The organism is Streptomyces sp. NPDC002328 (assembly GCF_042890065.1).
GTDB lineage: Bacteria > Actinomycetota > Actinomycetes > Streptomycetales > Streptomycetaceae > Streptomyces.
In genome coordinates this window covers 16,237-35,582 of the sequence record NZ_JBIARQ010000019.1, presented here as the reverse complement: position 1 = coordinate 35,582, position 19,346 = coordinate 16,237, and the positions used below count along the sequence as shown (strand labels likewise).

The 19,346-nt window shown below is 72.1% G+C and carries 11 protein-coding genes; 1 reads left to right on the top strand and 10 read right to left on the bottom strand.

Going from position 1 to position 19,346, the window contains the following annotated elements; translation table 11 throughout:
- Positions 1 to 56 precede the first annotated feature (56 nt).
- From ACFYX4_RS33515 to bldG, 10 genes are all read right to left on the bottom strand, one after another.
- Positions 57 to 1,628 carry an alpha/beta hydrolase gene (locus tag ACFYX4_RS33515; RefSeq protein WP_389341388.1) on the bottom strand — a complete coding sequence of 524 codons (1,572 nt, stop codon included), beginning with the start codon at positions 1,626 to 1,628 and terminating at the stop codon, positions 57 to 59.
- A 123-nt stretch (positions 1,629 to 1,751) separates the two neighbouring features.
- Positions 1,752 to 2,957: a DNA polymerase III subunit delta' gene (locus ACFYX4_RS33510; RefSeq protein ID WP_389341385.1), complete on the bottom strand. Its 1,206-nt coding sequence runs from the start codon at positions 2,955 to 2,957 to the stop codon at positions 1,752 to 1,754.
- A gap of 359 nt (positions 2,958 to 3,316) precedes the next feature.
- Complete coding sequence (tmk, locus tag ACFYX4_RS33505; RefSeq protein ID WP_389341382.1) at positions 3,317 to 6,778, bottom strand: dTMP kinase; 3,462 nt, start codon at positions 6,776 to 6,778, stop codon at positions 3,317 to 3,319.
- Positions 6,779 to 6,933: 155 nt separating this feature from the next.
- Complete coding sequence (gene topA, locus ACFYX4_RS33500) at positions 6,934 to 9,768, bottom strand: type I DNA topoisomerase (RefSeq protein ID WP_389341379.1); 2,835 nt, start codon at positions 9,766 to 9,768, stop codon at positions 6,934 to 6,936.
- 295 nt (positions 9,769 to 10,063) lie between these two features.
- On the bottom strand, positions 10,064 to 10,264 hold the full coding sequence (locus ACFYX4_RS33495) for a hypothetical protein (protein ID WP_389341376.1): 201 nt from the start codon (positions 10,262 to 10,264) through the stop codon (positions 10,064 to 10,066).
- A gap of 282 nt (positions 10,265 to 10,546) precedes the next feature.
- On the bottom strand, positions 10,547 to 12,070 hold the full coding sequence (locus ACFYX4_RS33490) for a methyltransferase (protein WP_389341373.1): 1,524 nt from the start codon (positions 12,068 to 12,070) through the stop codon (positions 10,547 to 10,549).
- 128 nt (positions 12,071 to 12,198) lie between these two features.
- Positions 12,199 to 12,798, bottom strand: a complete 600-nt coding sequence (locus tag ACFYX4_RS33485; RefSeq protein ID WP_389341370.1) for a small secreted protein — start codon at positions 12,796 to 12,798, stop codon at positions 12,199 to 12,201.
- Between the two features lie 193 nt (positions 12,799 to 12,991).
- A complete protein-coding gene (locus ACFYX4_RS33480; RefSeq protein ID WP_389341367.1) occupies positions 12,992 to 15,397 on the bottom strand; it encodes a sodium-translocating pyrophosphatase in 2,406 nt (801 codons plus the stop codon).
- Between the two features lie 319 nt (positions 15,398 to 15,716).
- Complete coding sequence (locus tag ACFYX4_RS33475) at positions 15,717 to 16,154, bottom strand: ATP-binding protein (RefSeq protein ID WP_389341364.1); 438 nt, start codon at positions 16,152 to 16,154, stop codon at positions 15,717 to 15,719.
- Between the two features lie 118 nt (positions 16,155 to 16,272).
- A complete protein-coding gene (gene bldG / locus ACFYX4_RS33470) occupies positions 16,273 to 16,614 on the bottom strand; it encodes an anti-sigma factor antagonist BldG (protein WP_009189842.1) in 342 nt (113 codons plus the stop codon).
- Between the two features lie 81 nt (positions 16,615 to 16,695).
- Between bldG and ACFYX4_RS33465 the strand changes: the two genes are divergently transcribed.
- Positions 16,696 to 19,161, top strand: a complete 2,466-nt coding sequence (locus ACFYX4_RS33465) for a DEAD/DEAH box helicase (protein ID WP_389341361.1) — start codon at positions 16,696 to 16,698, stop codon at positions 19,159 to 19,161.
- Positions 19,162 to 19,346: the final 185 nt, after the last annotated feature.

The window sequence follows — 19,346 nt, the reverse complement described above, 5'->3', positions numbered from 1 at the left end:
TCTACACAGTTTCCGGGGGTGCTCCGAACCACCCCCGGAGGGGGGTGACGCAGGGGCTACGAGCAGCGCTTTCCGTTGGTCGGCGGGGTTCCGCGGAGCAGGTACGCGTTGATCGTGGCGTCGATGCAGACGCTGCCCCGGCCGTACGCGGTGTGGCCGTCGCCGTCGTAGGTGAGGAGGCGGGCCGAGGAGAGCTGGCGGGAGAGTGAGCGGGCCCAGCGGTAGGGGGTCGCCGGGTCCCGGGTGGTGCCGACGACCACGATCGGGGCCGCGCCCCTCGCCTCGATGCGGCGCGCCTCGCCCGTGGGCGCGACCGGCCAGTACGCGCAGTTCAGGGAGGACCAGGCGAGGCCCTCGCCGAAGACCGGGGACGCCTTGCGGAAGGCGGGCAGCGCCTCGCGCACCTGATCGGGGCCGTCGAAGGCGGCCGGCAGGTCGAGGCAGTTCACCGCCGCGTTGGCGAACATCAGGTTGGCGTAGCCGCCCCCGGCGTCCCGCTCGTAGTAGCTGTCGGCGAGCGCGAGCAGCCCGGCGCCGTCCCGCTTCTCGATCGCCGAGGTCAGCGCCTCCCGCAGCCGCTCCCACGTGCTCTCGTCGTACATCGCCGCGATCACGCCGGTGGTGGCGAGCGACTCCCCGAGCCGGCGGCCGTCCCCGTCACCCGCGGGGATCGGCCGCGCGTCGAGCTTCTTGAAGAAGGCCTTGAGGTTCGTCCCGACCTCGCCCGCCTCGTTGCCCAGCGGACAGCCGGGCCGGCGTACGCAGTCCTTCGCGAACGACCGGAACGCCGTCTCGAACCCGGCCGTCTGGTCCAGGTTCAGCCGCCGGGCGGGCAGCGAGGGGTCCATCGCCCCGTCCAGGACGAGCCGCCCGACCCGGTCCGGGAACAGTCCCGCGTACGTCGCCCCGAGGAACGTGCCGTACGACGCCCCCACGTACGTCAGCCTCCGGTCCCCCAGGACCGCGCGCAGGACGTCCATGTCGCGGGCCGTCTCCACGGTGGACAGGTGCCTCAGCAACCGGGGCGACCGGGAGCCGCAGCCCTCCGCGAACTTCTTGTAGGCGGCGACCAGTTGGCCCGTCTCCCGCTGGTCGTCGGGTGTGACGTCCGTCTGCGTGTACGCGTCCATGTCGCGTCCGTCGAGGCAGCGCACGGGCTCGCTGCGGGCGACGCCGCGCGGGTCGACGGCGACCATGTCGTAGCGGGCGCGGACCTCGGCCGGGTAGCCGATCCCCGCGTACTGCTGGAGGTAGCCGACGGCGGAGCCGCCCGGTCCGCCCGGGTTCACGAGGAGCGAGCCGAGCCGCTTCCCCGGGCCCGTCGCCTTCTTGCGGGCGACGGCGAGACGGATGTCGCCCTCGCCGGGGTGGGCGTAGTCGAGCGGCGCCTTCAGCGTGGCGCACTCGAAGCCGGGGACACCGCACTCGCGCCAGCCCAACTTCTGCCCGTAGTACGGCGCGAGCGCGGACGGCGTCGCCTGCGGCAGCGCGGCCAGCGCCGCCTGCGCCACGGCCGGGCTGGCGGTGGTCGCCGCCCCTCCGGAAGAGCACGCGGGGACGAGCAGGACGGCGAGGGAGACGAGCGTGACGCCGATGCGGGACCTTCGGGGAGAGCGCCTTGTGTGCATCCAGCGAGACTAACCGTGAGTGATCGGCAGGAATCGCTCCGTGTGCAATCCGCCACGGACGAGTGATGCCAGTCAACCAACGGCTGGTCTCACCCCGCGCTCGGCCCCCGCTCGACCCAGCTCTCAGCCCGCTCTCAGAGCCATCGTCATCGCCTCCACCGCCAGCAGCGGAGCCACATTGCGGTCGAGGGCCTCTCTGCACGCGGCGATGGCTTCGATGCGGCGGAGGGTGGACTCGGGGGTGCTGCCGCGGGCGAGCCGTTCGAGGGCGTCCTCGGCGTCCACGTTGGCGAGGGCGATGCGGGAGCCGAGCTGGAGCGCGAGGACGTCGCGGTAGAAGGCGGTGAGGTCGGTCAGCGCGAGGTCGAGGCTGTCGCGCTGCGTCCGCGTTCTGCGGCGCTTCTGCCGATCCTCCAGATCCTTCATCACGCCCGCCGTGCCGCGCGGCATCCGACCGCCCTGGACCGCGCCCAGCGCCGCCTTCAGCTCCTCCGTCTCCTTGCCGTCCCGCTCCTCGGCGAGTTGTCTGGCGTCCTCGGTGGCCGCGTCGACCAGTTCCTGCGCGGCCTTGAGGCAGCCGCCGACGTCCTCGACGCGCAGCGGCAGCTTCAGCACGGCGGCGCGGCGCTCGCGCGCGGCGGGGTCGGTGGCCAGGCGGCGGGCCCGGTCCACGTGCCCCTGCGTGGCACTGGCGGCCGCCGCGGCGACGGCCGGTTCGATGCCCTCACGGCGTACGAGCATGTCGGCGACGGCGGCGACGGAGGGCGTGCGCAGGTTCAGGTGCCGGCAGCGGGAGCGGATGGTGGGCAGCACGTCCTCCAGGGACGGGGCGCAGAGCAGCCACACCGTGCGGGGCGCGGGCTCCTCGACCGCCTTCAGGACGGCGTTGGCGGACTTCTCGTTCAGCCGCTCGGCGTCCTCGACGAGGATCACCTGCCATCGGCCGGTCGCCGGCGAGGTGAAGGACTTGCGGACCGTGTCGCGCATGTCCTCGGCCAGGATCTGCGTGCCCACGGCGGCGACGGTCGTGACGTCGGCGTGCGTGCCGATGAGCGCCGTGTGGCAGCCGTCGCAGAAGCCGCACCCCGGCACCCCGCCGAGCGCCCGGTCTGGGCTCACGCACTGGAGCGCCGCGGCGAAGGCACGGGCCGTCTGGGCGCGGCCCGCACCGGGCGGGCCGGTGAACAGCCAGGCGTGCGTCATCTTGGACGCCTCGGGCGGCGGCGCGTCGGTGGCGGCCGCGGTGACGAACGCGTCGGCGTCCCGGGCGGCGGCGGCGAGCTGCTCGCTCACCTTCTCCTGCCCGACGAGGTCGTCCCACACGGCCATCGATCCCGCCGCCTTTCTTCCTGACCCGCGTCGCCGGATGCGCTGCGGGGTGCGTCGCGTAGTCGCGCCGCGGATCATGTTCGCGGCGCGGATCCGTCCCGTCGCGGATCACGTTCCCGTTCCACGTCGCGGCTTCCATTGTGCGGGGAGCCACTGACAACGGGGCCCGAACGGCGAGCGGCGGCAAGGACGGCGACCCCGCGCCACGCCGTTGACGTGCGACGGAAGCCTTCGCGGCTGGCTTCTGCTCGCGACGCGCGGTGAGCAGGGCGAGCGGATCCCGCTGGCGCCAGCCCGCCGAGCCCCGCCGTCGCCCCGAACCGAACGACGACGAACCTCGGCCCTCTACCGGCGAACCCTCACCGCCGTCGGCCGCGCCCCCGACCGCTGCCCCGGCCGCCGAAACCGTCCGCGTCGTCACCGCTTCCGCCCTGGCCCTGGCCCCGGCCCTCGCCGAACCTCTCGCCGAATCCCTCGTCGTCCCCGCGCGGGCCCAGCAGTTCGTCCGCCAGCGACGGCAGGTCGTCCAGCGGTGTCTCCTCGGCCCAGTCAGAACGCTTGCGCTGACGCGGGGTGCCCTGGTCGTCGACCTGCGGCAGCTCGCGCGTGCGGTCGTCGGAGCCGTCCGGCCCGGCGGCCGTCGACTCGTCGCGGAAGTACCCCGGAGGCACCCGGTCCGCGGGGCTGTCTCCGCGCACGGGCGGCAGCACGGCCGTCTCGGCGGCGGGGTCCTCGTCCCGCACCGGAGGCAGCACGGCCGTCTCGTCGGCGGCCCCGGCCGGAGGCACCGGCGGCAGCACAGCCGTCTCATCAGCCGCGCCCGCACCACCGGCCGGCGGCTGCGGCAGCTCGGCCGTCACCTCGGCGTCGGACGCCGCCGCCTGAGCGGACCGAGGCGACCGCGCGGACCTCCCCGAAGGCGCTCCGGACGACCGCCCGCCGGCCGAGCCCCGCGCCGACTCCGCCCCAGACCCCGACTCGGACTCCGACCCCGACTCCGGCTCCTTGTCCATCCGCACCCGAGGCAGCACCGCCGTCTCGTCCACCGGCCCGCCCGAAGCGTTCGTCGGCGTCACGACCGGCGTCGGCACGGTCGCCGCCTCCGGACCGACCCCAGTGACGCCGGCCGCCCCGGAGGACGCCGACACCGCGGAAGCCGCAGCCGTCCCGGAACCCGCCGTCGGCGCCGCCGGCTTCTTCGGGCCGGCCTGCGCAGCGGCAGCGGCCTGCTCGGCCGCCCGCCGGGCCGCCTCGGCGCGCAGCAGCGCCTCCTCGGCCTTGCGCTGCTTCTCCAGCCGCCGTGCCTCGGCCTCGGCGCGCAGCCGGGCCTCCTCCTCGGCCTGCCTGCGGCGGCGCTCATCCTCCGCCTTGCGGCGGGCCTCCTCCTCCGCGCGGGCCTTCTCCTCGGCGAGGAGCCGCACTCGCTCCTCCTCGGCGCGCCGGGCGGCCTCTTCGGCGCGCTGCCGGGCCTCCTCGGCCTGCCGTTCGGCCTCGCGCCGCTGCGCCTCCTCCAGCTCGCGCCGCTTGCGCTCCTCCTCCTCGGCGCGCAGCCGGGCGAGCTGCTCCTGGCGCTCACGCTCCAGGCGCTCTTCCTCGGCCTTGCGGGCGGCCTCCTCCTCGGCCTTCCTGCGCGCCTCTTCCTCGGCCTTCTTCCGCGCCTCCTCCTGGGCCTTGATCTCGGCTTCGGACAGCGGCAGCATCCGGTCGAGCCGGGCCCGGACGGTGGAGGTCACGGCCTCCGGTTCCTGACCGGCGTCGACGACGAGGTAGCGGCCGGGGTCGGCGGCGGCCAGCGTGAGGAAGCCGGAGCGCACACGCGTGTGGAACTCCGCCGGCTCCGACTCCAGCCGGTCCGGGGCCTCCGTGAAGCGCTCGCGGGCGGCCTCCGGGGAGACGTCCAGCAGCACCGTCAGCTGCGGAACCAGCCCGTCCGTCGCCCACCGCGAGATCCGGGCGATCTCCGTCGGCGAGAGGTCGCGGCCCGCGCCCTGGTAGGCGACGGAGGAGTCGATGTACCGGTCGGTGATCACCACCGCGCCGCGCTCCAGGGCGGGCCGTACGACGGCGTCGACGTGCTCCGCGCGGTCGGCCGCGTACAGCAGCGCCTCCGCGCGGTGGGACAGGCCGGCGCTCGACACGTCGAGCAGGATCGACCGCAGCCGCTTGCCGACGGGCGTGGCCCCCGGCTCGCGCGTGAGGACGACCTCGTGGCCCTTGCCCCTGATCCACTCGGCGAGCGCCTCGGCCTGCGTGGACTTGCCCGCCCCGTCGCCGCCCTCCAGAGCGATGAAGAAACCGTTCGCGGCCGGCGTCTGCACCGGGTCGTCGCCGCCGAGCAGCGCGTCCCGCAGGTCGTGCCGCAGGGGCACGCCGGAGCGGTCGTCGACCTTGGCCAGGACGAGCGCGGCCACCGGCAGCAGCAGCGCGCCCACCAGCATCAGCGTGAACGCGGCCCCGCCGTGCGCGAAGACGAACCTGCCGTTCTCCAGCCGGTGCGGCCCGATCAGCGCGGCCACCACCGGGGCGATCAGCGCGCCCAGCGCGACGAGGACCCGTACGACGGCGTGCAGGTGTTCCGTGATGCGTGTGCGGCGGTGGTCCTCGGTCTCCTGGTCGAGCAGCGCGTGCCCGGTGTTGGCGGCCACGCCCGCGCCGACGCCGGCCAGCGCGTCGATCAGCAGCACGCTGGTGACGTCGGGGACCAGCCCGGCCGCCAGCAGCGCCACTCCGGTGAAGGCGATCGCGAGGGCGAGCAGCCGCCGCCGCGACAGCGACACCAGCACCTTCGGCGCCGTACGGACGCCGACGACGACGCCTCCGGTCAGCGCGAGGACGAACAGCCCGTACAGCACCGGGCCGCCGCCCAGGTCCTTGGCGTGCAGGACCGCCACGGCGACGGCGGCGGCGATCGCCCCGGCCACGGCCGCGCAGGCGAGGACCAGCAGCGGGATGACGCCCGTGCGGCCGGCGTCGACGCCGGTGGCCGTCCGGGGCCGGCGCAGTCCTTCGAGCGGCGACCGCGCGCGCGGGGTGCGCGTGCCGGGCAGCTCCAGGAAAACCACGACGGACAGGGACCCGGCGAACAGACCGCCCGCGACGTACGAGGCGAGGGCCGCCTGGTGCTGGTCGAACCAGGCGATGCCGGCACCCAGCAGATTGTTGATCAGGGACGCCAGGAACAGCGCGACCGCGCCCAGCGGGACCGCCACGAAGCCCGTGCGCAGCGACAGCCGGCGCAGCGCCTCCATGTGGTCGGGCAACGGGCGTACCGTCGCGCCCTCCAGGGGCGGGGCGGGCAGCAGCGCGGGGGCGGCGCTCTCGCGGGCGACCGTCCAGAAACGCTCGGCGACCCCGGTCACGAACACGGTGACGAGCAGCAGCGCCAGGGCGTCGTCCGGCACCCAGTCGATCCACAGCGGCGCCACGAGCAGCAGCACGGCGCGCAGGCCGTCCGCGCCGACCATGGTCCAGCGGCGGTCGAGCGGGCCGTCCGGTGAGGTCAGCGACGTCAGCGGGCCGAGGAGGACCGCGCCGAAGAGGAGGGTGGCGAGGATCCGCACCCCGAAGACCGTCGCCACCGCGAGCGCCACGCCGCGGTAGCCGCCTCCGAAGGAGCCCTCGGCGACGGCCGCCTGGAGGGCGAGGAGGACGAGGACCAGAAGGGCGAGGGCGTCACCGACGCCGCTCACCAACTGCGCGCTCCACAACCGCTTCAGCTGCGGCTGGCGCAACAGCGCGCGAACGGCGCGCTCGCGGGAGTCCGCCACCAGGGCGTCGTCCGGGGCCGGGTGGTGGGCCGTTGGCTGCTCGGCTCGCGTCATGCGTTCAGCCTATCGGCAGCGACTGACAGGCCGACGGACCCGTCCACAGCCGGGCACGCCCCGACACCAAAGTGATGCCGGGGTGTGCTTTTCGTGAAGCCTCGTCCGCGAGAACCCCACCTCGGGGTGACGCCGGCTCGGCTCCGTCCTGTGGCTCAGTCCTCCGAAGTCGCCTTCGACGCCGTGGCCTTCGCGGCCGTCGCCTTCTTGGCGGCCGTGGTCTTCGCCGTCGTCGTCTTCTTCGCCGCGGTCTTCTTGGCGGCCGTCTTCTTCGCCGGGGCCGCCTTCTTCGCGGTCGCCTTCTTCGCCGGGGCCTTCTTCGCCGTCTTCTTGGCGGGTCCCTTGGCGCGCTTCTCGGCGAGCAGCTCGAAGCCGCGCTCCGGGGTGATCGTCTCGACGCTGTCGCCGGAGCGCAGGGTCGCGTTGGTCTCCCCGTCGGTGACGTACGGCCCGAAGCGACCGTCCTTGACGACGACCGGCTTGGCGCTGACCGGGTCCTCGCCGAGTTCCTTCAGCGGCGGCTTGGCGGCGGCCCGGCCCCGCTGCTTGGGCTGGGAGTAGATCTCCAGCGCCTCTTCGAGGGTGATCGTGAAGAGCTGCTCCTCGGCCTGGAGCGAACGCGAGTCCGTGCCCTTCTTCAGGTAGGGGCCGTAGCGTCCGTTCTGCGCGGTGATCTCCTGGCCCTCGGCGTCGGTGCCGACGACACGCGGCAGCGACATCAGCTTGAGGGCCTCTGCCAGCGTGACCGTGTCCGGGGACATCGACTTGAAAAGCGAGGCCGTGCGCGGCTTGACGGCGTTCTTGCCGGTCTTCGGGGTGCCCTCGGGGAGCACCTCGGTGACGTACGGGCCGTAGCGGCCGTCCTTGGCGATGATCTGGTGGCCGGTCTGCGGGTCGGCGCCCAGCTCGAAGTCGCCGCTCGGCTTGGCGAGCAGCTCCTCCGCCAGCTCGACGGACAGCTCGTCGGGCGCGAGGTCGTCCGGGATGTCCGCCCTCTGGTGGCCCTCGGAGTCCTTCTCGCCGCGCTCGATGTAGGGGCCGTAGCGGCCGACCCGCAGGACGATGTCGTTGCCCACGGGGAACGACGACACCTCGCGCGCGTCGATCGCGCCCAGGTCGGTCACCAGCTCCTTGAGGCCGCCGAGGTGGTCCCCGTCGCCGTTGCCGGCGTCCGCGGCCACGCCCTCGACCGTGCCCTCGCCGAAGTAGAACCGCTTCAGCCACGGCACGGCACGCGCCTCTCCGCGCGCGATGCGGTCGAGGTCGTCCTCCATCTTGGCGGTGAAGTCGTAGTCGACGAGCCGCCCGAAGTGCTTCTCCAGGAGGTTGACCACGGCGAAGGAGAGGAAGGACGGCACCAGGGCCGTGCCCTTCTTGAACACGTATCCGCGGTCGAGGATCGTGCCGATGATCGACGCGTACGTCGACGGGCGGCCGATCTCGCGCTCTTCGAGCTCCTTGACCAGGCTGGCCTCGGTGTAGCGGGCCGGGGGCTTGGTGGCGTGCCCGTCGACCGTGATCTCCTCGGCGCTGAGGGCGTCGCCCTCGCCGACCTGGGGCAGCCGGCGCTCGCGGTCGTCCAGCTCGGCGTTCGGGTCGTCCGCGCCCTCGACGTACGCCTTCAGGAAGCCGTGGAAGGTGATCGTCTTGCCGGAGGCACTGAACTCGACGTCCCGCCCGTCGGCAGCGGTGCCGCCGATCTTCACCGTGACGCTGTTGCCGGTCGCGTCCTTCATCTGGGAGGCGACGGTCCGCTTCCAGATCAGCTCGTAGAGCTTGAACTGGTCGCCGGTCAGGCCGGTCTCGGCGGGAGTGCGGAAACGATCACCCGACGGGCGGATCGCCTCGTGCGCCTCCTGCGCGTTCTTGACCTTCCCGGCGTACGTCCGCGGCTGCGCCGGCAGGTAGTCGGCGCCGTACAGCTGCGTGACCTGGGCGCGGGCGGCCGTCACGGCGGTGTCGCTCAGCGTCGTGGAGTCCGTACGCATGTACGTGATGTAGCCGTTCTCGTACAGCTTCTGCGCGACCTGCATGGTGGCCTTCGCGCCGAAGCCGAGCTTGCGGCTCGCCTCCTGCTGGAGCGTCGTCGTACGGAAGGGGGCGTACGGCGAGCGGCGGTAGGGCTTGGACTCGACGGACCGCACGGAGAAGCGGGTGCTCTCCAGGGCGGCGGCGAGGGCGCGGGCGTTCGCCTCGTCGAGGTGGAGGGTGTTCGCGCTCTTGAGTTGTCCGAGGGAGTCGAAGTCGCGACCCTGCGCGACCCGCCTGCCGTCGACGGTCTGGAGGCGGGCGACCAGCGACGACGGGTCCGACGAGTCGCCCGCGCGGCCGGTCGCGAAGGTGCCCGTCAGGTCCCAGTACTCAGCAGAACGAAAGGCGATGCGCTCGCGTTCCCGCTCGACGACGAGCCGGGTGGCGACGGACTGGACACGGCCGGCCGACAGGCGCGGCATGACCTTCTTCCACAGGACCGGCGAGACCTCGTAGCCGTAGAGGCGGTCGAGGATGCGGCGGGTCTCCTGGGCGTCGACCAGCCGCTGGTTGAGCTGGCGCGGGTTGGCGACGGCCGCCCTGATCGCGTCCTTGGTGATCTCGTGGAAGACCATCCGCTTGACGGGGATCGTCGGCTTGAGGACCTCTTGCAGATGCCAGGCGATGGCCTCGCCCTCGCGGTCCTCATCGGTGGCGAGGAAGAGCTCGTCGGATTCCTTCAGGAGGTCCTTGAGCTTCTTGACCTGCGCTCTCTTGTCGGCGTTGATCACATAGATCGGCTGGAAGTCGTGTTCGACGTCCACACCGAGGCGGCGGACCTCGCCGGTGTACTTGTCCGGCACCTCCGCGGCGCCGTTGGGGAGGTCGCGGATGTGCCCGACGCTCGCCTCGACAACGTATCCAGGGCCGAGATAGCCCTTGATCGTCTTCGCCTTGGCAGGCGACTCGACGATGACGAGTCGGCGGCCGCCCTTCGCGGTCTCGCTGGTCGGGGACAACTTGGCTCTTCTCTCCGGTCGACGCTGGGCCTCCCCAGGCCTTGTTCCCGGGGTCGGGGCCACCCTTTCGTGGCTCGCTGGTGACGCTGCGGAGTGTGACGGTACATCCCGCCCCCGTGTCAAACGGGAAAAGCCCGCAACGGCCACTCGAACGGTAACCCGACTACCGCCATTCCTGCCGCCCGGAGTGCCGACCGGCACTTTTCCGCCGGACCGGAGGTCGACCTCTCAATTGTCCGTGGAGCCGCCCTTACGCGGTTCTCACATCGGCTCCCGCAGGATCTTCCATGGTGCGTCAAAGGCGGCTGAAGCACCATGCCCCGAGGGCCAGCGCGATCACCGCGACGAGCGTGGCGAGGGTGGCCGATGCGACGGGGTTCACACCGTGGGCGACGGGTTGCCGCTGCCGCAGGCGGACCGCCGTCCACGCCAGCAGACAGCCTCCGAACAGGGCGAACACCACTCCCGTGAAGATCGCCGGCCCGCTCTCCGTCATCCTCCGCGCCCCTCTTCTCCCACCCGCGCGTGTCCCCGCCCCGGGAGGCTGACACGCGCGGACGGCGGCGGGGCGAACCCGAGGTGAACACCGGGTCGACGACCGGGGGCGGTGGGCCGCCCCCGGTCGCTCGCCGTGCACGTGATCTTGCCGATTCGGCATACCGCGGGGTGTCGGAACCGACTCGAATTTGTCGGCGCGGACCTTGATCGCGTTGTCGATGGCGTTCCGGTAACCGATTTCGACGCGGTCCTGAACGGATTCGATCACCTGGTCACGGCGTCAGGCGGGCTCCAGGAACCCCTGCTCCACCAGCAGCCGGATCTGCGCCGGCGTGCGGTCGCGCAGCAGCACGGGGTCCTCGCCGACGAGCTGCGCGATGGCGTCCAGGATGCGGCCCGCGCTCAGCGAGCCGTCGCACACGCCCGCGAAGCCCGCGCCGACCGTGTCCACCTTGGTGGCGCGGCGCATGCCCCGGTTCTGGCGCAGCACGACGTGCTCCGGGTCCTCGGCGCCGGGCAGGCCGACCTGCTCCTGCATGACCTCCGGGGCCAGCTTGAAGTGCCCGGCGAGCAGGGCCGCGTCGTCGTGCTCGCGCAGGTAGTCGATGCGGTCGAAGTGCGCCCGGACCGTGTCGCCGAGGGGCTGCTCGACCGGGTGCGGCCACTCCTCGACGGTGACGGTGGGCTCGGCGGACGCCGTCCTGCGCAGCGTGATCCAGCCGAAGCCGACGGCCCTCACCTTGCGCGCCTCGAACTCGTCCAGCCAGGCGTCGTAGCGCGCCTGGTACTCCTCCGGGTCGCCCCGGTGGTCGCCGGCGTCCCTGAGCCACAGCTCGGCGTACTGCGTGACGTCCTGCACCTCGCGCTGCACGATCCACGCGTCGCAGCCGCGCGGTACCCACGACCTGAGCCTGTCCTGCCAGTCCTCCCCTTCCTCGTGCTGCCAGTTGGCGAGGAACTGCGCGAACCCGCCCACGTTCAGCCGTTCCCCCGCCTGCTGAACGAGCGACCGGCACAGATCGTCCCCGCCCATCCCGCCGTCGCGGTACGTCAGGCGCGCGCCCGGCGAGATCACGAAGGGCGGGTTGGACACGATCAGGTCGAACGTCTCGTCGTCCCGGACGGGCTCGAACAGCGAGCCCTGCCGCGGATCGGCCGCCGGGGCGCCGGACAGGGCGAGCGTGAGCGCGGTGATGTGCAGCGCGCGCGGGTTGAGGTCGGTCGCCGTCACGCGCGTGGCGTGCTGGGCGGCGTGCAGCGCCTGGATGCCGGACCCCGCGCCGAGGTCGAGGGCGGAGGCGACGGGCGTGCGGACGGTGATCCCGGCGAGGGTCGTGGACGCCCCGCCGACGCCGAGGACGACGTTCTCGTCCCGGCTGCCGATCCCGCCGGCCCCGCCGACGGCGCACCCGAGGTCGGACACGATGAACCAGTCCTCGCCGCCGGGCCCGCCGTACGGCCGCACGTCGACGGTCGCGGCGACATCGCCGTCGCCGTCCCCCACGCGCGTCAGCCAGCCGCTCTCCACGCACGCGTGGACGGGCAGGACGTCCTCCACGCGCGCGTGGGGCACGGGCTGCTGGAGCAGGAAGAGGCGTACGAGCGTCTCGAGCGGCGTGTCGCCGCGGGTCGCGCGCAGCGCGGGCACGGTCTCGCTGCGGGCCAGCGCCGCGTACGCGGGCGCGCCCAGCAGCTCGAGCAGGCCGTCCGCGGTGAAGGAGGCCGCGAGCAGGGCCTCACGCAGCCGGGCGGCGACGTCGGGGCGGTCGGCGGAGGGCAGCGGGGGCAGGGTGGCTTCACTCACGCCCCCATTGTGTCCCGCCCGCCGCCCGCGCGGGTTCCGGCCCACGCCGCCCGCACGGCGTCTTCAGGCCACGCCCACGGACCTCCACGCCGTCGAGCGCATGCCGTCCCGCACGGACGCGCCCCGGATCAGCTGGTCGCGGCGCTGCCCGAGGACGAGGTCGCCACCTTCTGGCAGCTCTCCTGCTGGGCCATGGCGTTCTTCACGTCGCCCTGCTCCAGGTTCTTCAGCGCGGCGTTCCCGCTCTGGCTGAGCTTGCCGAGCTGGGTGGCGATGTCCTGGAGGCCGTCGGCGAACTTCGCCTGGTCCTTGGTGTCGAGGGTGTCGACCTGCTTCTTGAGGCCGGCGTAGGACGTGGAGAGGCCGTTGAGGGCCGTGACGGCGTCCTGCTGCTTCTTCTCGCCGTCGTCGACGCCGGGCGGCGCGCCCGCCGTCTGGACCGCCTGTGCGAGCGCCTTGTAGGCGTCGGACATGTCCTGGAAGGCCTTGGAGTCGGTCTTCTGGACGTTCGCCGGGGCGTTGTCGTCCGTGGCGGCCTTCTTGATCGCGTCGTTGGCCGCGTCGACCTTGGCGTCCTGGGCCGGCAGCGCGTCGCAGACCAGCTTGGCCCAGTCGTCGAGCTCCTTGTTGCCGTCGTCACTGCTGCATCCCGACAGCGCCAGTACCAGTACCGCACCGCCGGACATTGCGGCCGCGAGCTTCTTGTTCACCGGTTTGGTCCCTTCCATGGCTCTCGGCCCCGGAACATACACGGCAACCGGGCGACAACCCCAGAACGAATGTCCGTTATATGGACCGATAGATCCATTCGCACCATGCGAGAGAAGCCTCACGGGCCCGGCGCGCGCACCACGAAGCGGGCGGACGACGCGTCAGCACGCGCCGTCCGCCCGCCCCTTGAGCTGGGAACCGCGGCGGTCCCTAAGAAACCACCGCCGGGTCGGCCGACTTGGAAGGCCTCTCGGCGTTGTCTTCGTCACCCACGGCGATCCCGCGCCGCTTGGAGACGTACACCGCGACGACGATCACGAGCAGCGAGAGGACCGCGACCGTGATCCGCACGCCGACGTTCGCGTCGTCGCCGTAGCTGAACTTGATCACCGCGGGCGCGATGAGCAGCGCCACCAGGTTCATGACCTTCAGCAGCGGGTTGATCGCGGGCCCCGCGGTGTCCTTGAAGGGGTCGCCGACCGTGTCGCCGATCACCGTCGCGGCGTGGGCCTCGCTGCCCTTGCCGCCGTGATGACCGTCCTCGACGAGCTTCTTGGCGTTGTCCCAGGCGCCGCCGGAGTTGGCGAGGAAGACCGCCATCAGGGTGCCCGTCCCGATCGCGCCCGCCAGGTACGCGCCGAGCGCGCCGACGCCGAGCGTGAACCCGATGAAGATCGGGGCCATGACGGCGAGGAGACCGGGCGTGGCGAGTTCGCGCAGGGCGTCCCTGGTGCAGATGTCGACGACCTTGCCGTACTCCGGTTTCTCGCTGTAGTCCATGATCCCGGGCTTCTCCCGGAACTGCCGCCGCACCTCGTACACCACGGAACCCGCCGACCGCGACACCGCGTTGATCGCCAGTCCGGAGAAGAGGAAGACGACCGCCGCGCCCGCGATCAGGCCGACCAGGTTGTTCGGCTGCGAGATGTCCATCATCAGCGTCATCGGCGCGCCGTCCCCGCTGAGCTTCTCGCCGACGTCCCGCGCGCCGGTCGTGATCGCGTCGCGGTACGACCCGAAGAGCGCCGCCGCCGCGAGGACGGCCGTGGCGATGGCGATGCCCTTGGTGATGGCCTTGGTGGTGTTGCCGACGGCGTCGAGGTTGGTGAGCACCTGCGCGCCCGCGCCCTCGACGTCGCCGGACATCTCGGCGATGCCCTGCGCGTTGTCGGAGACCGGGCCGAAGGTGTCCATCGCGACGATCACGCCGACCGTGGTGAGCAGCCCGGTGCCCGCCAGGGCCACCGCGAACAGCGCCAGCATGATCGACGTGCCGCCCAGCAGGAACGCCCCGTACACGCCCAGACCGATCAGCAGAGCGGTGTAGACGGCCGACTCCAGGCCGACGGAGATGCCGGCGAGGACGACCGTGGCGGGTCCGGTCAGCGACGTCTTGCCGATGTCCTTGACCGGGCGGCGGGTGGTCTCGGTGAAGTAGCCGGTCAGCTGCTGGATGACGGCGGCCAGGAGGATGCCGATCCCCACCGCGACGAGGGCGAGGATCCGCGGGTCGCCGTCCTTGCCCAGGATCGCGGTGTCGGTGACTCCGTCGAGCTCCGCGTACGTGCCCGGGAGGTAGACGAAGACGGCCACGGCGACGAGCGCGAGCGAGATCACCGCGGAGATGAAGAAGCCGCGGTTGATCGCGGACATGCCGCTGCGGTCCGTGCGCCGCGGGGCCACGGCGAAGATGCCGATCATCGCGGTGAGCACGCCGATCGCGGGCACCAGCAGCGGGAAGGCGAGCCCGGCGTCGCCGAAGGCCGCCGTGCCGAGGATGAGCGCGGCCACCAGGGTCACGGCGTACGACTCGAACAGGTCGGCCGCCATGCCCGCGCAGTCGCCGACGTTGTCGCCCACGTTGTCGGCGATGGTCGCGGCATTGCGCGGGTCGTCCTCCGGAATGCCCTGTTCGACCTTGCCGACCAGGTCGGCGCCGACGTCGGCGGCCTTGGTGAAGATGCCGCCGCCGACCCTCATGAACATCGCGATGAGCGCCGCGCCGAGACCGAAGCCCTCCAGGACCTTCGGCGCGTCGGCCGTGTACACCAGCACCACGCAGGAGGCGCCGAGCAGGCCGAGCCCCACCGTGAACATGCCGACGACGCCGCCCGTACGGAATGCGATCTTCATCGCTTTGTGCGAGACGGCGGTGAGATCCTTTTCCGGTTCGCCCGGGGCCGGAGTGGCTTCCCGGGCCGCGGCGGCGACGCGCACATTGCTGCGCACGGCGAGCCACATGCCGATATAGCCGGTGGCCGCCGAGAACCCGGCGCCGATCAAGAAGAACGCCGATCTTCCGGCGCGCTGATTCCAGTCGTCCGCGGGCAGCAGCATGAGCAGGAAAAACACCACGACGGCGAATACGCCGAGTGTGCGCAGCTGCCGGGCCAGATAGGCGTTGGCGCCTTCCTGAACCGCCGCCGCGATCTCCTTCATGCTGTCGGTGCCCTCGCCGGCCGCGAGCACCTGGCGCAGAAGTACGCCCGCGACCACGAGCGCAGCCAGCGCGACGAGCCCGATGACCACCACGAGCAGGCGGTTGCCGTCGGTCAGCGCTGCGGCTGCGAAGGTTGTGGGGTGGTCCAACCGATGAGGGGTAGAAAGCCCCGCCATTCGTCCTCCTTGACGCTTGGGCTGAGCTCAAGATGTGGACGGATTGTAGGTACCGGAACCTGATCAAAACAGTGCGCGGCAAACGGAATTCACACGCGAATACACCCGCCAAATGATCGCCGATGATCGTGAACTGCTTCACGAAATTCACGGGCAAGATTCACTTCCCAAGATTCACTTCGGCGGAAATGAATCTTGGGTCCACTGTAAGCGCCGGTGAAGGGGTCCGCACATGCCGAAGGGCCCTACGGGGTAGGGCCCTTCGATACGGGATGCGACGGAGCGCTTCGGGTCGCTCAGACGGAACGCGTCGGGTCGCTCAGGGGAGCGGCGCGGCCGGCGGCAACGCGGACGGCCACGTCATGCGGATCAGTCCGCCGTGCTCGCCGGCAGAGACCTCCACGTCGTCGACGAGGCCGCTGATGACCGCGAGGCCCATCTCGTCCTCCTCGGCCTCCGCTTCGGCGTTCGCGCCGGAACCAGGCGCCAGATCACCTGGGACCGCGTGCGGGGCCTCGTCGCCCACCTCGATGGAGAACTGCTTCTCCTCCTCGATGAGCGACACCTTCACCGGCGCGGTGATGCCGCCGTTCTGATGCAGTCCGACGGCACGGGAGCAGGCCTCGCCGACGGCGAGCCTGACCTCGTCCAGGACGGCCTCGTCCACTCCGGCCCTGCGCGCCACCGCCGCCGCCACCAGCCGGGCGGTCCTGACGTGCTCGGGCAGCGCACTGAAACGGAGTTCAACGGTGGCCATGCGTCCCCCTCGGAACTACGGGCGTGCTGTCGGGGGGCCGGGCTGCCTGAAGCCCGGTCCCCCGGAGTACAACTGAGCCGAACGGGGCACGCCTGCCGGCATGCCCCGGACCGGCTGGTCAGTCGGTGGCCGCCACCGCTTCGTCGACCGAGGTGTGGATCGGGAACACCTTGGTCAGACCGGTGATGCGGAAGATCTTCAAAATGCGCTCCTGGTTGCACACCAGGCGCAGCGAGCCCTCATGGGCGCGCACGCGCTTCAGACCGCCGACCAGCACGCCGAGCCCGGTGGAGTCGAGGAAGTCCACGCCCTCCATGTCGACGACGAGGTGGAAATTCCCGTCGTTCACCAGCTCGACCAGCTGCTCGCGCAGCTTGGGCGCGGTATATACGTCGATTTCGCCACCGACCTCGACGACCGTACGATCGCCGACGGTACGGGTCGACAGAGACAGGTCCACGGATCCTCCAGCACCTTGCTATCGAGCGGTCGCCCCTCGGAACACCTGGACAGGAGCCCCCGGGACGGTTCGCCAGCCGCGATGGCATTCAATCACTTACCGGCAGGCGTGCACGACGCCTTGGCTCCATTGTCCGTCACGCCAGTGACACACTCGGTGCCGATGGCCAAGAATCACCGATCCGATCGACCCCCGGCACAGACCGCGCCCCGCCTGTCGCCGGGCACGGTCCTGGACCGGCTCGCCCCGGGACCGAGCCGGGCGTCGCGCATCACTCATACGGAGCACTTGCCCCCGCGCGAGGGTCGCCATGCCGTCTGGCCTGACCGGATTCGCTCCGAGGTGATCGCGGCCGTCCGGGCGTGCGGCGTCGAACACCCCTGGGCGCACCAGGCCCAGGCCGCCGAACACGCCCTCGACGGGCACTCGGTGGTCGTCGCGACGGGCACCGCGTCCGGCAAGTCCCTGGCGTACCTCGCGCCCGTCCTGTCGACGCTCCTGGACGGCTCCGAGGCCCCCAACGGGCGCGGTGCCACCGCCCTGTACCTGGCGCCCACCAAAGCCCTCGCGGCGGACCAGTGCCGATCCGTGAAAAAACTTTCACAACCGCTCGGCAGCGCGGTGCGCCCGGCCGTCTACGACGGCGATACTCCGTTCGAGGAACGCGAGTGGGTCCGCCAGTACGCCAACTACGTGCTCACCAACCCGGACATGCTCCACCGCGGGATCCTCCCGTCCCACCCCCGCTGGTCCTCCTTCCTGAAGTCGCTCCGGTACGTCGTCATCGACGAGTGCCACACCTACCGCGGCGTCTTCGGCTCCCATGTCGCCCAGGTGCTGCGCCGGCTGCGCCGCCTGTGCACCCGCTACGGCGCCTCCCCCGTCTTCCTGCTGGCCTCCGCGACGGTTGCCGAGCCCGCGGTCGCCGCCGGCCGTCTGACCGGCCTCCCGGTGGTCGAGGTGGCCGACGACGCCTCGCCCCGCGGTGAACTGGTGTTCGCCCTCTGGGAGCCACCGCTCACCGAGATGCAGGGCGAGAAGGGCGCGCCCGTCCGCCGCACCGCCACCGCCGAGACCGCCGACCTCCTCACCGACCTCGCCGTCCAGGGCGTCCGCACGGTCGCCTTCGTCCGCTCCCGGCGCGGCGCCGAGCTGATCTCGGTGATCGCCCAGGAGCGCCTCGCCGAGGTCGACCGCTCCCTGGCCCGGCGTGTCGCGGCCTACCGCGGCGGCTACCTCCCCGAGGAACGCCGCGCCCTCGAACAGGCCCTCCACTCCGGCGAACTCCTTGGCCTCGCCGCCACCACCGCCCTGGAACTCGGCATCGACGTCTCCGGCCTGGACGCCGTCCTCATCGCCGGCTACCCCGGCACCCGCGCCTCCCTGTGGCAGCAGGCCGGCCGCGCGGGCCGGGCCGGACAGGGCGCACTGGCCGTGCTGGTCGCCCGGGACGACCCGCTGGACACCTTCCTCGTCCACCATCCGGAGGCGCTGTTCGACCGCCCGGTCGAATCGACGGTCCTCGACCCCGACAACCCCTACGTGCTCGCCCCGCACCTGTGCGCAGCCGCCGCGGAAATCCCCCTGACGGAGGACGACCTGGAGCTGTTCGGCCCCGAGACCGAGGCGCTGCTCCCGCAGCTGGAGGCCGCGAAGCTGCTGCGCCGCCGGACGAAGGCCTGGCACTGGACGCGCCGGGAACGGGCCGCCGACCTCACCGACATCCGCGGCGGGGGCGGCCGGCCGGTCCAGATCGTCGAAGAGGGGACGGGCCGCCTGCTCGGCACGGTCGACGAGGGCGCCGCCCACTCGACCGTCCACGAGGGCGCCGTCCACCTGCACCAGGGCCGCACCTACCTGGTCCGGTCACTGGACCTGGAGGACTCGGTGGCCCTCGTCGAGGAGGCCGGCCCGCCGTATTCGACGGTCGCCCGCGACACGACGTCGATCTCCGTCCTGGAGACGGACGTCGCGATCCCCTGGGGCGACGGCCGCCTGTGCTACGGCTCCGTCGAGGTCACCAACCAAGTGGTCTCCTTCCTGCGTCGGCGTCTCATCACCGGTGAAGTGCTGGGCGAGTCGAAGCTCGACCTCCCTCCTCGTACGTTGCGCACGCGTGCGGTGTGGTGGACGGTCACCGAGGGCCAGCTGGACGCCGCCCGGATAAACCCGGAGATCCTCGGCGGGGCCCTGCACGCCGCCGAGCACGCGTCCATCGGCATGCTGCCCCTCTTCGCGACCTGCGACCGCTGGGACATCGGCGGCGTCTCGGTCCCGCTCCACCCCGACACCCTCCTCCCCACGGTCTTCGTCTACGACGGCCACCCCGGCGGCGCGGGCTTCGCCGAGCGGGCCTTCCACACGGCCCGCGCCTGGCTGACCGCCACCCGCCAGGCCATCGCCTCCTGCGAGTGCGAGGCCGGCTGCCCGTCCTGCATCCAGTCCCCCAAGTGCGGCAACGGCAACGACCCGCTCCACAAGAGAGGCGCGGTACGCCTGCTTACGGAACTGCTGCGGGCGGCACCGGAGGAGAAGCCGGTGGACTAGTGGGGTCGGTCGGGGGCAGGGGCGGCTGGTTCGAGGCCAGGGGCGGCTTGCTCGGCGGCAGGGGTGCCTGGTGCGGAGGCAGGGGCGGCTTGCGCGGGAGCAGGGGTGCCAGGCGCGGCAGGTTTGGAGGACGTCGCGGCAGGGGTGCCCGGGGCGGAAGCAGGCGGGGCTGGTTCGGAAGCTGG

Excerpts from the sequence above, each read along its gene's own strand:
- ACFYX4_RS33515 (WP_389341388.1), bottom strand. The coding sequence starts at position 1,628 with ATGCACACAAGGCGCTCTCCCCGAAGGTCCCGCATCGGCGTCACGCTC.
- ACFYX4_RS33510 (WP_389341385.1), bottom strand. The coding sequence starts at position 2,957 with ATGGCCGTGTGGGACGACCTCGTCGGGCAGGAGAAGGTGAGCGAGCAG.
- tmk (WP_389341382.1), bottom strand. The coding sequence starts at position 6,778 with ATGACGCGAGCCGAGCAGCCAACGGCCCACCACCCGGCCCCGGACGAC.
- ACFYX4_RS33495 (WP_389341376.1), bottom strand. The coding sequence starts at position 10,264 with ATGACGGAGAGCGGGCCGGCGATCTTCACGGGAGTGGTGTTCGCCCTG.
- ACFYX4_RS33485 (WP_389341370.1), bottom strand. The coding sequence starts at position 12,798 with ATGGAAGGGACCAAACCGGTGAACAAGAAGCTCGCGGCCGCAATGTCC.
- ACFYX4_RS33480 (WP_389341367.1), bottom strand. The coding sequence starts at position 15,397 with ATGGCGGGGCTTTCTACCCCTCATCGGTTGGACCACCCCACAACCTTC.
- ACFYX4_RS33475 (WP_389341364.1), bottom strand. The coding sequence starts at position 16,154 with ATGGCCACCGTTGAACTCCGTTTCAGTGCGCTGCCCGAGCACGTCAGG.
- ACFYX4_RS33465 (WP_389341361.1), top strand. The coding sequence starts at position 16,696 with ATGGCATTCAATCACTTACCGGCAGGCGTGCACGACGCCTTGGCTCCA.